Raw genomic sequence first — 12,793 nt, 5'->3', positions numbered from 1 at the left:
GCGCTGGGGGGCTTGCCGCCGCTTCACCCCCAGCGCCGTTCCCGATACCACTGGGTAATTACGTACTTGAAGCCTTTGCGCACCTTCATCGCATGATGGAGCGTTGCCGCATTGGGGCTGCCGTCGGCCCTGCGGTTGTTCCAGCCGATCAACTTGCCCGTTTCCGGCTGGATCATCTTGTCTATGACCCGGAACCGTGTCGCCCCGCCGGCCTCCACGTCGTTCAGGTAGATCATGAAGGTCCAAGTCCGTTGACCGGGCACCGCACAATATTTCTCGTAGTCGCTGCTGCCCGGTTCGAAATAGTCGGTATGCGCCTTGAATTCCTGCCCTACCTCGTAACGCTGGCCCTGCAGCGGTTCGGCATGGATCGGATCTATCCCCGACAGGCGCGAGAGCGCGGCAGCGAGCTGCGCCACTTCCGGTATTTGCGATGAGAGATCGCAGGTGGAACTGGTGCGAAACGCATCGTCGCCATTATAGTCGGCGATCGTCGAGGGGCGGTGGCTGGCCTCGATCAGCTCGATCAGTCGCACGCACTGCTCGCGCGTCAGGAAATCGCGCAGGATGAACAGGTCGAGCCGCGAAGAGGGGAAGCGCTGCACGCCGGGGTGGTTGAGCAGTTGCGCTGCCGATGATTCGCAAAGGACGTCCATAGCTCGGCATTAGCCGCCACTTGGGCACAGGAAAATCGCTGGTCGGGGCCCCGATCCGAATTTTTACTTTGCAAGAGTGCGATCCTTGTGCAAAGGCGCGCTCCCGCACCGGATGCAGCGAGACTGCAATTCGGACGCGGGTGGTGATGTTCGGCGATGGCCCGGACAGTGCCTGTGGCGATCGTAGCTCAGTTGGTTAGAGCGCCGGTTTGTGGTACCGGAGGTCGTGGGTTCGAACCCCATCGGTCGCCCCATTTTTCCACTACATGATGCCTTAATGGTATTAACGCTCTATTGGCGTGGGAAAAGCTGCGGGCTTTAACGTGAGTCCCTTGCTCCCCGGCTCACTCACGATAGAAGCGCGACTGTCATGCACGGCTTTGCCAATCCCGCTCGTTTTCTGCGCATAGCGCGTTGGCTCATGCCGCTGTGCTTGGGGCTGGGTCTTGTCGTTGCGGCGCTGGCGCTGGCGTGGGGCGTGTTTTTCGCCCCGGCCGAGCGGCTGCAGGGCGAGACGGTGCGCATCCTGTACCTGCATGTGCCTTCCGCATGGCTGGGCATGGCAGGCTGGATGGGTATAGCCGGGGCCAGCTTTACCGAACTGGTTTGGCGTCATCCGCTTGCCGCCATCGCGGCACGGGCCTGCGCCGTGCCAGGCGCCGTGTTCACCGCCGTGTGTCTGCTTACCGGCTCGCTCTGGGGGCGTCCCGCATGGGGAACATGGTGGGTTTGGGACGGGCGGCTGACCTCGATGCTGGTGCTGCTGTTCCTCTATTTCGGCTGGATGGCACTGTCTCAGGCGAGCGAATCGTCCGACGGCAGTGAGAACCACGCGCCTGCGATCTTCGGCCTTGTGGGCGCGGTGAACGTGCCAATCATTCATTATTCGGTGATCTGGTGGAACAGCCAGCACCAGGCGCCGAGCATCACCATGGGCAAGTCGGCCATGTCGGGCGATTTTCTGTGGCCGCTGCTGACAGCGACGCTGGGGTTTACGCTGATTTTTGCTGGCGTCGTGCTGGCGCGGATGCGGGCGATTCTGGCAAATCAGCAGGCCGAGGCGCGCCTGCGCCGCAAGGCCTTTAGCGAAGTGGAATTCTGACCGTGCGCGAAGCGATGGACCCCTGGACCTTCGTGGTTGCCTCCTATGCCATCGGCGTGGGCGCGACGCTGGGGATGGTCGGCTGGTCGCTGCTGACGATGCGCGCTGCGGAAAAGCGCCGCGACGAATCGAGAAAGCGCTGACCATGGCCGGTTCGATCAAGGCCAAACACCAGCGTCTTGTGCTGCTTGCGGTCGCGCTGGTCGTGCTGATCGGCGCTGCGCTTCTGGCGGCTTGGGCGCTGCGTAATCAGGCGAGCTATTTCTACGTGCCCAGCGATATCGTCGCCAGGCCGCCCGAGCCGGACCGGGCCGTGCGTTTGGGCGGCATGGTCGAGAAGGGCTCTCTCAAGACCGCGGCGGACGGCGTGACTGTCGATTTCGTCGTCCAGGACGGCAAGGCGCGCGTGCCGGTGACGTTCAGAGGCATCGTCCCCTCGCTCTTCGTCGAGGGCTCCGGCGTGGTCGCCGAGGGACGGCTGGGGGCCAACGGCACCTTCGTCGCCGACAACCTGCTGGCCAAGCACGATGAGAACTATGTCCCACGCGAGATGCAGGACATGACCAAGGAACAGGCGAAACAAGTGGTGGCCGAAACGCAATGATGGCCGAAATCGGCCTTGCCGCTCTGTGGCTCGCGGCTGCGTTGGCCGGCTTGCAACTGGTCGCGGGCAGCCTTGCGCTGACGGCACGCGGTGCGGCGCTAGGCGGGGCGGTGCGGCCCGTCGCCATGGTCCAGGGCCTGCTGGCGCTGCTGGCTTTCGCCTGTCTGATCTACGTTTTCTCGGTAAGCGACCTTTCGGTGAAGCTGGTCGCGCTCAATTCCCATTCGATGAAGCCGCTGGTCTACAAGATCGCGGGTACCTGGGGTAACCACGAGGGCTCGATGCTCCTGTGGGTGACGGTCATGGGCGTGGCGGGCGGGTTCGTGGCTCTGGTCGAGCGCCGCCTGCCCGAACGCACCATGCTGGCGACGTTGGCGGGGCAGTCTTTTGTCAGCCTAGGCTTCTATGCCTTTCTGCTATTCGCCTCGAATCCGTTTGAGCGTCTTTCGCCGGTCCCGGCCGAGGGGAACGGTCTCAACCCGCTGCTGCAGGACCTTGGCCTCGCGTTCCATCCGCCCACGCTCTACCTCGGCTATGTCGGGCTTTCGATCGCCTTCAGCTTTGCGATCGGCGCGCTGATCACAAGCGAAGTCGGTCCGGCGTTTGCGCGCGCCATGCGGCCCTGGGTGCTGGGGGCGTGGATATTCCTGACCGTCGGCATCGCGGCAGGCTCCTACTGGGCCTACTACGAACTGGGCTGGGGCGGCTGGTGGTTCTGGGACCCGGTCGAGAACGCCTCGCTCATGCCGTGGCTGGCGGCGACCGCGCTGCTCCATTCTTGCAGCGTGCTGGCATCGCGCAATGCCTTGCGAGCCTGGACGGTGATGCTGGGCGTCGTCGCCTTCTCTATGTCGATGATCGGCACTTTCCTCGTCCGTTCGGGCATTCTGACGAGCGTTCACGCCTTTGCGGTGGACCCGCAGCGCGGCACCTTCATCCTCGCGCTGCTGGCGATTTACATCGGCGGTGCGCTGATCCTGTTCGGCCTGCGCGCATCAAGCGTGACCGAGGGGGAGCGCTTTGCCCTGGTCAGCCGCGAAGGCGCGCTGGTCTTCAACAACGTCATGCTTTCGGCGATCCTGGGGATCGTGCTGTTCGGCACGCTGTACCCGCTGGTAGCCGAAACGTTCGGCGCCAAGGTTTCGGTGGGCCCCCCGTATTTCAATCCGATGGGCGCATTGTTTGCTGTCCCGATGCTGGTTGTGCTGGCGGTTGGCCCACTGCTGCGCTGGCGGCGCGACAGGTTCGCGCGCGTGGGCAAAAATCTGGTGATCCCCGCCATGCTGGTGGCTGCGGCGGCGATCGGGCTGCTGGTCATCGGCGGGGTGGCGTTGCTGCCCTTCCTTGGCCTTGCGCTGGCGCTCGGCCTTGCGTGGGCCAGCCTGCTGCCGCTCAAGGGCCGGAACCTGCGCCGCACGCCGCTGCCGATCTGGGGCATGGTGACCGCCCATTTCGGTATCGCTGTCGCGCTGTTCGGGATGAGCAGCGAAAGCGCGTTTTCGGTTGAAAAGCTTGTCGCCGTGAAGATCGGCGAAGTTACGCAGGTTGGACCTTGGGGCGTGAAGCTCGACACGGTCGAGCCTGTCGCCGGGCCGAACTGGACCGCTCTCGAAGCGCGCCTGCTGGTGCGTTACGGCGCGGACGGCAAGGTTACCCGGATGCTGCCGCAGTCGCGCAGTTTCTGGGCGCCGCCGCAGCAGACCAGCGAATCGGCGCTGCTGACGCGCTGGAACGGCCAGCTCTATGCCGTGCTCGGCGGCGAGGCACCAGCGGTCGATGACAAGGACGAAGCCAAAAGCGCTGCCGGAAGCGATCAGGGCCGCTGGCAACTGCGGCTGTGGTGGAAGCCGTTCGTGCCGCTGATCTGGCTGGGCGGACTGCTTATCGCGCTGGGCGGCGCGCTGGCGCTGGCGGGTCATGTCCTTGCCGACCTGCGCCGAACCATTGCGCGCAGCAAGATCGCCTACCGCCGCGAAAGGCAGGGTCGATGAGCGATACCCCACCACGGGCCCCGCGCTGGGCAATCTGGCTGCCGCTGGTTCTGTTCCTCGGTTTCTTCGTGCTGGTCATGATCGGGCTCTACCGACCTGCCGACCGCAATGTCGCCAGCGCGCTGGTGGGCAAGGGCATGCCCCGCTTCGACCTGCCGCCCGCGCTGCCGGGCCGCCCCGGTCTGGACAGCAAGATCCTTGCCAATGGCAAGCCGCACCTCGTCAATGTTTTCGCCAGCTGGTGCGTGCCGTGCCGCGTCGAGGCGCCGCAGCTGGGCGAACTGGCCAAGGCCGGCGTCCCGATCGAGGGTATATCGGTGCGCGATACGACCGAGAATCTGCAAGGCTTCCTCGAAGAAAACGGCGACCCGTTCCAGCGCATCGGTGCGGACGACGACGGCAAGGTACAGCTTGCGCTAGGCTCCTCGGGAGTGCCGGAAACTTACGTTGTCGATGGCAAGGGCAAGATCGTCTACCAGCACATCGGTGAAATCCGGCCCGAGCATCTGGGCCTGTTGCTGGGCAAGCTGCGGGAAGCGCAGCAGTGAAGCGCCTGCTTCTGTCCCTTGTGGCACTGGGCCTCGCGTTGACGGCCCCCGCCATGGCGCAGGAGGAGCAATCCACCGCGCCTTATGCCTATCGACAGCTTGACGATCCGGCCAAGGAAACCAAGGCGCAGGACCTGATGGAAAGCCTGCGCTGCCTGCAGTGTCAGGGCCAGTCGATAGCCGATTCGGATGCGCCGATCGCCGGTTCCATGCGCAGCCTCGTGCGGGAACGGATCGCGGCCGGCGAAGACCCCGAGGCGATTCGCGCCTGGCTGATCGAGCGCTACGGTGATTATGTCAGCTATGCCCCGCAACTGACCGGCCTGACCTGGCCGCTGTTTGCGGTGCCTGTGTTCCTCATGCTGATCGCGTTCCTGCTGCTGCGCCGCCGCTTTACCGGCAAGACGGGAGACGCGAAGTGACCTGGGTTTTCGTCATCGGCCTCGCAGTTGTCGTAGTCGTGCTGCTGCTGTTCGTTCTCAAGGTGCCTCGCGGCGGGCGCGAGGCGGTCGGCTCGGCGGTTTTGCTGGGGATCGCCGGCTACGTCACGCAAGGCTCGCCCGGAGAGGCGGGCGCGCCCAAGATTGCCAGTGAGCAGATATCGGGCAATGCGGCCGCGCTGGTCGAGGCGCGCTCGAAGGTCACCAACAGCGGTATTCCCACTCTCAATCGCTGGGTGGTCACCGCCGATGCCTTCGCGCGCAACGGGCGCTATGCCGATGCCGCCGAAGTGCTGCGCATCGCGGTGGAGGAAGACCCCAAGAGTTCCGAGGCATGGCTGGCCATGGCCAACGCCATCGTTGCCCATGCCGACAACTCGCTGACCCCGGCGGCGCTCTATGCCTATCGCCGTGCCGCCAGGGCGGATCCCGATGCGCCGGGGCCGCCGTTCTTCCTTGGCCTTGCCTTCGCGCAGGAAGGCCGCCTTGCCGAGGCACGCGCGCTTTGGGCAGGAGTGCTGGAACGGGCGCCCGCCGACGCTCAATGGAGCGCGCCGCTCGCACAGCAGCTCCAGCGGCTGGATGCGTTGATCGCGGCGCAGAAGGGCGAGGCGGCACCTTCTGGGCACTCATCGTCCGCGCCCGAATCGTCAGCTTCGCCGGCCCCCGTTCAGGGACAGTAGCCGCTTGCCTGAACGGTACATGTCCACGCCGGGGACAGCTTGTAAGTATCGTTGCCTGCCCCCATCCATGCTGCTAACGGCCACATCCTTGCCGCAGCGGTGAATGCGTCGCTGCGAGTCCATGACAGGACGCTGGAATGAGTGATGGAAGTGCGGACACGTCCAATGTCCCGGCGGCGATAGCTCCGGCGGCGTTCGAGTCTCCGATATCGGGTCATGGTTCCGGCCACGGATCCGGCAATATCACGAAGCTGGCGCTGGGCGCGGTGGGTGTCGTCTTCGGCGACATCGGCACCAGCCCGATCTACGCTTTTCGTGAGACTTTCGTCGGCCCGCACCCGCTGGCGATCGATGAACTGCATATTCTGGGTGTCGTCAGCCTCATCTTCTGGTCGATGACGCTGGTCGTCTCGGTCCAGTACGTCAGTGTGCTGATGCGCGCCGACAACAAGGGGCAGGGCGGCAGCCTTGCGCTCGTCGCGCTGATTTCCGGTTCGATAAAGAAGTCCAGCTACGGCTACCTCGTGGTTTTGCTGGGCGTCTTCGCGACATCGCTGTTCTACGGCGACTCGATGATCACCCCGGCAGTCTCGGTGCTCTCGGCGGTCGAGGGCCTCACGGTCGTCCAGTCTGATCTGGCGCCGTTCGTCCTGCCGATCGCGCTGGTGCTGCTGGTGGGGCTGTTCGTCATCCAGAAAAGCGGCACGGCCAAGGTCGGCGCACTGTTCGCACCGGTGATGGTGGTCTACTTCATCGTTCTCGCGGTGCTGGGCTTCTATCACCTGGTGCAGATGCCCGAAGTGCTGAAAGCGCTGAACCCGTGGTTCGCGATCCAGTTCTTCCTGACCGACAAGGTGCTGGGCTTTCTCGCCCTGGGCTCGGTCGTGCTGGCGGTGACCGGTGCCGAGGCGCTTTATTCGGACATGGGGCACTTCGGACGCGGGCCCATGCGCCTGTCGTGGTTCGGCTTCGTGATGCCGTGCCTGCTCATCAACTACTTCGGCCAGGCGGCGATGATCCTGCGGCTCGACGACGCGCAGGCGGCTGTCGCCATGGAGAACCCGTTCTTCAACCTTGCGCCCGAATCGCTGCGCCTGCCGCTGGTGATCCTGGCAAGCTGCGCCGCCTTCATTGCCAGCCAGGCGGTGATCTCCGGTGCGTTCTCGATCACCCATCAGGCGATGCAACTGGGCTTTATCCCGCGCCTTTCCACCCGCCACACCAGCGAACACGAAGTGGGGCAGATCTACATCCCCTTCGTCAACTGGGCGCTGATGACCGGCGTGATCGTGCTGGTGCTGGTGTTCCAGAACTCGTCCAACCTCGCCTCGGCCTATGGCATCGCGGTGACCGGCGCGATGCTCATCGACACCTGCCTGATGGCGGTGCTGCTGATCGTGCTGTGGAAGTGGAAGCTGTGGCTGGCGATCCCGGTGATCGTGACCTTCTTTGTGGTCGACGGTGCCTACTTCGCCGCCAACGCCACCAAGGTGCCGGACGGCGGCTGGTTCCCGCTGATGATCGGCGGCATCGCCTTCACCCTGCTGACGACCTGGAACAAGGGCCGCCGCCTCATGCGCGACCGGATGACCGAGGCGGCGCTGCCCCTCAACGTCTTCGCGAAAAGCGCCCACGGCAGCGCCACGCGCGTGCCCGGCACGGCGATCTTCATGGCATCCAGCAACATGGGCGTGCCTTCGGCGCTGCTGCACAACATCAAGCACAACAAGGTGCTGCATGAACGCGTGGTGGTGCTCACGGTAGAGGTTCAGGACGTGCCTTACGTAGAGCCGCCGGAGCGCTTCACGGTGGTCGAACTGGGGCAGGGCTTCTACCGCATGACGCTGCGCTACGGTTTCATGGAGGAAACCGACATTCCCGCAGCGCTTGCCCACGCACCGATGTGTGGCGGCCCGTTCGAGATGATGAAGACGAGTTTCTTCCTCTCGCGCCAGACGCTGGTGCCTTCGGAGAAACCTGGCATGATGATCTGGCGCGAAAAGCTGTTCGCTTGGATGATGCGTAATGCGGCCAGCGCGATGGAGTTCTTCCGCCTGCCTACGAACCGCGTGGTGGAACTGGGTAGCCAGCTGGAAATCTGAGCGCTAACGGGCGCGGAGCGGTTCGCCCTGCGTCGTGAACGCCTCACCCCTTGACCGCGCCTGCCCGGCGCGGCACCCATGGCCCATGATCAAACTGACCGGGATAGCCGCGGGCCTGGCACTGACCTCGCTCGCATCCGCCATCGCCGCCCCCCTCGCCGCCGCGCAGGGGCAGGCGCCCACTGACACCATGATGAACGAACAGGTGAAGTCGTACGACTGGGTGCGCCCCCAGGCCGATTACGTGCGCCGTGTGGTCATGGTGCCTATGCGTGACGGGACCAAGCTCTATACCGTCATCGTCTTCCGCAAGGGCACAACCGAAGGGCCGATCCTGCTCAGCCGTACGCCTTATAACGCGGACAAGTCCACCAGTCGCAATCGTAGCCAGAAGATCGAGGAAATCCTTCCCGTCTCCGACGCCGAATTCGTCAACGACGGCTATATCCGCGTCTACCAGGACGTGCGCGGTCTGGACGGTTCGGAAGGCGACTATGTGATGAACCGGCCCCTGCGCGGGCCGCTAAACAAGACCAAAGTCGATCACGCCACCGACGCCTACGACACCATCGACTGGCTGGTGAAGAACGTGAAGGAGAGCAATGGCAGGGTCGGCATCACCGGCTCGTCCTACCTTGGCTTCACGTCGCTGATGGCGCTCATCGATCCGCATCCGGCGCTGAAGGCGGCCGTCCCGCAGAGCCCGATGGTCGACGGCTGGATGGGCGACGACTGGTTCCACAACGGTGCCTTCCGCACTTTCGGTTTCGACTACGATCTGGGCCAGACGGTCAAGAAGGGCGGCGGTGCGGTGCCGCGCGGGACCGGCGACGATTACACCGCTTACCTTCAGGCAGGCTCGGCGATGGACTATGCCAAGGCATACGGCCTCACAGACCTTCCGGTGACGCGCAAGGTTCTCGAACATCCCAGCTATGATGCGTGGTGGCAGGGGCAGGCGGTCGACAAGCTGCTGGGCGCGCGCAAGCTGACCGTGCCGACCATGCTCGTAGTCGGGCAGTGGGATCAGGAGGACAGCTACGGCGCGCCGGCGGTCTACCAGGCGCTGAAGGCGAACGGCACGCCCAGCGACATGGTCAGCCTGGTGATCGGGCCCTGGCGTCATTCGCAGGTCAACTACGAGGCGCGCGAACTCGGCGCGCTGAAATGGGAAGGCGATACCGGTCTGCAGTTTCGTACGCGCTACATGAAGCCGTTCTTCGACTGCCACCTGAAGACCAACGCGCCTGCCTGCGAAACGCCGCCGGTGCTGACATACGCCACCGGCGAGAACCGCTGGGAAGTGTCTCCGCAGTGGCCTGCGGGCGATTACACCCCGCTGTACCTTGCCGCGAATGCGGGGCTGTCATGGGCTAAATCGCAGGCCGGCAGCGACAGCTACGTCTCCGACCCCGCCAAGCCGGTGCCGATGCTGCCGCGTCCGATCACCATGTCGGGAGACGAGTGGAAGACCTGGCTGGTCCACGACCAGCGGTTCGTCGACGGGCGAACCGACGTGCTCAGTTATTCCACCGGCGTGCTGGACAAGCCGCTCCACATCAAGGGCGCGCCCAAGGTGGATCTGCGCGCGGCGACCAGCGGGCGCGACAGTGATTTCGTGGTCAAGCTGATCGACGTCTATCCGCAGGAAAACACCGCCAATCCGGCGATGGCGGGCTATCAGTTGGCCATCGGCATCGAGATATTCCGCGGCCGCTACGTCGACGGATTTTCGGCCCCCAAGGCGCTGGAGCCGGGTAAGACCTATGGCTTCAAGTGGTCGCTGCCCAATGTCGATCACGTGTTCCTCCCGGGGCACCGGATCATGGTGCAGGTGCAGTCCAGCCTGTTCCCGCTTTACGATCGCAACCCGCAGAGCTGGGTGCCTTCGATCATGGAGGCCAAGCCTTCGGACTACGTGAAGGCAACTGAGACGATCCACTGGGGCGGCGATGCGGCAAGCGCCGTCTGGCTGCCGGTGGCGAAGGACTGAAGAGGCTTTTCGGCGAGACCCAAGGATCAGGTTTCGCCGAAAAGGGCCCGCTGCGACGCTTCGATTTCCTCGAAGTACCGGCGGCGTGCGTGGCGTTCGGTCACCACGCCGACCACGTTGCCTACGCCGTCGACCACCGCCAGTTCGTCCGCCGCCGCAAGGTCGAAGGCTTTCAGCATGGCGCGGATGTCGGTGGCAGGTGACAGCGTGTTGTCCGCCAGCGTCGCCAATATGCCGACCTGCGTTTCCGGCACGGTTTCCGGATTGTATGCGGATGCGGTCGTCACGATGCCAACGTAGTGCTCGTCTCCGTCCAGCAGGACAGCCTTGCTCGTGGAGCCCAGCGCCACGCGCGCACGAAAGTCGGCGATGGAAAGGTCGGCGGGCACGCTGACCCAGTCCGTGCGCATGATTCGCCCGGCCGTGAGACTGAGCATCCAGCCGATATCGCGCGGGCTGCGCACGATTGAGCCGCGCACATGGAGACGCCAGGTGGAGAAAGAATAACCGAAGGTTTCGCGCGTCAGCGCGCTCGATACCAGCGATGCGGTCAGCACCACGCCCATCAGGGCGAAATCGTGCGTGGTCTCCAGCATCAGGATTGCCAGCGTCATCGGCCCGCCCACGACGGATACCGCCAGCGCCGCCATGCCGACCAGCGCGGCGTCGTTCACGTCCAGATTGATGTTCAACGGCAGCATTGCGACCAGCGCCGCGAAGATCAGTCCGACCAGCGATCCCAGGAAAAGCGAGGCGAAGAACAGTCCGCCGCGAAATCCGAAGCTAAGCGAAATCACCGAAGCCGCGATCTTCACCACCAGCACCACCAGCAGGAACTGCAACGCCGGCTGCATCGCCAGATTGAGGTGCATCGCACCGTGGCCGGCGGAAAGCGTCTGCGGGGTCACCATCGCCAGCGGCATCAGCAGCAGCCCGCCGATCACCGGCTTCCAGCGGGAAATCCGGCCGACTTTCTGGACCTGCATTTCCGCAAAGGTCACCAGCCGCATCAGGGCGATCCCCACCAGCGCGCAGGCAAGGCCGAGGACCACGTAGACGAAATAGTCGCCGGTGGTCAGCACGCGGTCTGCGCTGGAAGCGATGAGATACGGCTCCACGCCGAGGGCGCGGGTGATGAAGGCGGCGCCCAGTGCGGCCGCAACCACTGGGGCGACGGCAGCGGGCGTGTAGCTGCCGATGACGATCTCGAAGGCATAGAAGGCGCCTGCCAACGGCGCGCCGAAGGCTGCGCCAACCGCAGCGCCGGCGCCTGCGCCCACCAGGGTGCGCATGTCGGCTCGGCGCAGTTTGAACCACTGTCCCAGTACTGAGGCGACGCCGCCGCCCATTTGCGCATAGGCCGCCTCCAGCCCGACAGAAGCGCCGACGCCATTCGAGATCAGGGTCTGGGCAGAAATGACAAGGTTGTCGACAAAGGGTATCTGCCCGCTGTGCAGGGCATTGGCTTCCACGACGTCGATCGGCGCGCGGCGGCGGCGGCGCAGCATGTAGCTCATCGCCACCAGGGCAAGGCCGCCCGACGGCAAGGCCAGCAGGCGCCAAGGATGCTTGATCTCGCCCAGCGCGCTGAGGCGGTTCACGGTCACGCCGTAGAACACTTCCTGCATGCTGTGAGCCAGCCACGCCTGCAGGTTGGTCATCCACCCTGCCGCCAGTCCTGCAAGCAAGGCGAGCACGATGAAAGCCATTTCACTTTCACGCAGGCGCCGCCGCTGGCGGACGAACAAGGCTTTTAATGCATTTGTGCCCGCGCGTCGCATCGGGCCGATTGGGCCCAGCCGCAAGGTGCTGTCAAGCACCTCGCGGCTGGGCGAAGCAGAAGGCTTTACTTCGGCGGCATCCTGATCGCGCCGTCGAGGCGAATGCACTGGCCGTTGAAATAGATGTTACGCACCAGTTCCAGCACCAAGGAGCCGAATTCCTCAGGGTGGCCGAGGCGGCGGGGGAAGGGCACGGCCTTGCCGAGGTTCTCGTAAACCTCGGGCGCATGTTCCTTCACGCGCAGCATCGGCGGGGTGGCAAAGGTGCCCGGCATGATCGCGTTGACCCGGATGCCCAGGTCCATCAGGTCGCGCGCCATGGGCAGGACCATGGCGTTCACCGCGCCCTTGCCGCCGCCATAGGCGACCTGCCCGACCTGCCCGTCCTGCGCGGCGGCGGAGGACGTCAGGATGATCGTTCCGCGCTCCCCGTCCTCGTTCAGCGGGTCGGCGTTCGCCATGCCCAGCGCCGCGATCGAAGCGACGCGGTACGAGGCGGTGAAGATGCCTTCCGCCGATTTGGCAATCTGTTCGGTGGCGGTGCGTTTGTAGGCGCCGGACTTCTTGTCGAACGAGACGGTCTTGCCGCCGCCCGCGACGAGCGCACAATGGACGATGATGCGTTCCTGTCCGTGGGCGGCGCGGGCTTTGGCGAAGCCCGCTTCGACGCTGTCCTCGTCCATGATGTTGACGTTGCAGAACACGCCGCCGATTTGCGCGGCGAAGGCCTCGCCCGCATCCTCGCTGATATCGAAGATTGCAACCTTGATCCCGGCATCGGCCAGCGCCTGCGCGCTGGCGCGGCCAAGCCCCGAAGCGCCGCCGGTGACGATCGCGGCCAGGCTGTCGTCGATCTTCATTGCTGCTGCTTTCCCTGAGCCATTCGAATCATA

General features: G+C 64.7%; 12 protein-coding genes and 1 tRNA gene. 10 read left to right on the top strand and 3 right to left on the bottom strand.

Annotation, left to right across the window (positions count from 1 at the left end; genetic code table 11):
* Positions 1–23: 23 nt before the first annotated feature.
* Positions 24–656: a prolyl hydroxylase family protein gene (locus tag V474_RS06365; RefSeq protein WP_059150604.1), complete on the bottom strand. Its 633-nt coding sequence runs from the start codon at positions 654–656 to the stop codon at positions 24–26.
* 177 nt (positions 657–833) lie between these two features.
* On the opposite strand from V474_RS06365, the gene V474_RS06360 reads away from it, so the two are divergent.
* The 10 genes from V474_RS06360 (at position 834) to V474_RS06320 (ending at position 10,119) form a co-directional block, all read left to right on the top strand.
* A tRNA-His gene (locus tag V474_RS06360) sits at positions 834–910 on the top strand.
* Between the two features lie 116 nt (positions 911–1,026).
* Positions 1,027–1,758: a heme ABC transporter permease CcmC gene (ccmC, locus tag V474_RS06355; protein ID WP_059150603.1), complete on the top strand. Its 732-nt coding sequence runs from the start codon at positions 1,027–1,029 to the stop codon at positions 1,756–1,758.
* 2 nt (positions 1,759–1,760) lie between these two features.
* Complete coding sequence (locus V474_RS26100; RefSeq protein ID WP_169795012.1) at positions 1,761–1,901, top strand: hypothetical protein; 141 nt, start codon at positions 1,761–1,763, stop codon at positions 1,899–1,901.
* Between the two features lie 2 nt (positions 1,902–1,903).
* Positions 1,904–2,362, top strand: a complete 459-nt coding sequence (ccmE, locus tag V474_RS06350; RefSeq protein ID WP_059150602.1) for a cytochrome c maturation protein CcmE — start codon at positions 1,904–1,906, stop codon at positions 2,360–2,362.
* Positions 2,359–4,353, top strand: coding sequence for a heme lyase CcmF/NrfE family subunit (locus V474_RS06345; RefSeq protein ID WP_059150601.1), 1,995 nt, complete (start codon positions 2,359–2,361; stop codon positions 4,351–4,353). The genes ccmE and V474_RS06345 overlap by 4 nt, the downstream gene beginning before the upstream one ends.
* Complete coding sequence (locus V474_RS06340) at positions 4,350–4,901, top strand: DsbE family thiol:disulfide interchange protein (protein WP_059150600.1); 552 nt, start codon at positions 4,350–4,352, stop codon at positions 4,899–4,901. The genes V474_RS06345 and V474_RS06340 overlap by 4 nt, the downstream gene beginning before the upstream one ends.
* A gap of 53 nt (positions 4,902–4,954) precedes the next feature.
* A complete protein-coding gene (locus V474_RS06335; RefSeq protein ID WP_236710783.1) occupies positions 4,955–5,323 on the top strand; it encodes a cytochrome c-type biogenesis protein in 369 nt (122 codons plus the stop codon).
* Positions 5,320–6,024 (top strand): tetratricopeptide repeat protein, encoded by a 705-nt coding sequence (locus V474_RS06330; protein WP_059150598.1) that lies wholly within the window; start codon positions 5,320–5,322, stop codon positions 6,022–6,024. Before V474_RS06335 ends, V474_RS06330 begins: the two co-directional genes overlap by 4 nt.
* Positions 6,025–6,161: 137 nt before the next feature.
* On the top strand, positions 6,162–8,126 hold the full coding sequence (locus V474_RS06325; protein WP_043977585.1) for a potassium transporter Kup: 1,965 nt from the start codon (positions 6,162–6,164) through the stop codon (positions 8,124–8,126).
* An 85-nt stretch (positions 8,127–8,211) separates the two neighbouring features.
* The gene (locus V474_RS06320; protein WP_059150597.1) at positions 8,212–10,119 is read left to right on the top strand and encodes a CocE/NonD family hydrolase; all 1,908 of its coding nucleotides are present in this window, start codon (positions 8,212–8,214) and stop codon (positions 10,117–10,119) included.
* Positions 10,120–10,145: 26 nt separating this feature from the next.
* Here V474_RS06320 and V474_RS06315 read toward each other — a convergent pair whose 3' ends face one another.
* Both V474_RS06315 and V474_RS06310 read right to left on the bottom strand, forming a co-directional pair.
* Positions 10,146–11,900 (bottom strand): chloride channel protein, encoded by a 1,755-nt coding sequence (locus V474_RS06315; protein ID WP_059150821.1) that lies wholly within the window; start codon positions 11,898–11,900, stop codon positions 10,146–10,148.
* Between the two features lie 65 nt (positions 11,901–11,965).
* On the bottom strand, positions 11,966–12,760 hold the full coding sequence (locus tag V474_RS06310) for an SDR family oxidoreductase (protein ID WP_059150596.1): 795 nt from the start codon (positions 12,758–12,760) through the stop codon (positions 11,966–11,968).
* Between the last annotated feature and the right edge of the window lie 33 nt (positions 12,761–12,793).

Source organism: Novosphingobium barchaimii LL02, from assembly GCF_001046635.1.
Classification (GTDB): domain Bacteria; phylum Pseudomonadota; class Alphaproteobacteria; order Sphingomonadales; family Sphingomonadaceae; genus Novosphingobium; species Novosphingobium barchaimii.
The sequence above is the reverse complement of the archived record's forward strand: the minus strand, read 5'-3'. Positions and strand labels throughout refer to the sequence as shown.

Bases quoted from the DNA above. Each gene is read 5' to 3' on its own strand.
- V474_RS06315 (WP_059150821.1), bottom strand. From the start codon at position 11,900: ATGCGACGCGCGGGCACAAATGCATTAAAAGCCTTGTTCGTCCGCCAG.
- V474_RS06365 (WP_059150604.1), bottom strand. From the start codon at position 656: ATGGACGTCCTTTGCGAATCATCGGCAGCGCAACTGCTCAACCACCCC.
- V474_RS06325 (WP_043977585.1), top strand. From the start codon at position 6,162: ATGAGTGATGGAAGTGCGGACACGTCCAATGTCCCGGCGGCGATAGCT.
- V474_RS06310 (WP_059150596.1), bottom strand. From the start codon at position 12,760: ATGAAGATCGACGACAGCCTGGCCGCGATCGTCACCGGCGGCGCTTCG.
- ccmE (WP_059150602.1), top strand. From the start codon at position 1,904: ATGGCCGGTTCGATCAAGGCCAAACACCAGCGTCTTGTGCTGCTTGCG.
- ccmC (WP_059150603.1), top strand. From the start codon at position 1,027: ATGCACGGCTTTGCCAATCCCGCTCGTTTTCTGCGCATAGCGCGTTGG.
- V474_RS06320 (WP_059150597.1), top strand. From the start codon at position 8,212: ATGATCAAACTGACCGGGATAGCCGCGGGCCTGGCACTGACCTCGCTC.
- V474_RS06335 (WP_236710783.1), top strand. From the start codon at position 4,955: ATGGCGCAGGAGGAGCAATCCACCGCGCCTTATGCCTATCGACAGCTT.
- V474_RS06340 (WP_059150600.1), top strand. From the start codon at position 4,350: ATGAGCGATACCCCACCACGGGCCCCGCGCTGGGCAATCTGGCTGCCG.
- V474_RS06345 (WP_059150601.1), top strand. From the start codon at position 2,359: ATGATGGCCGAAATCGGCCTTGCCGCTCTGTGGCTCGCGGCTGCGTTG.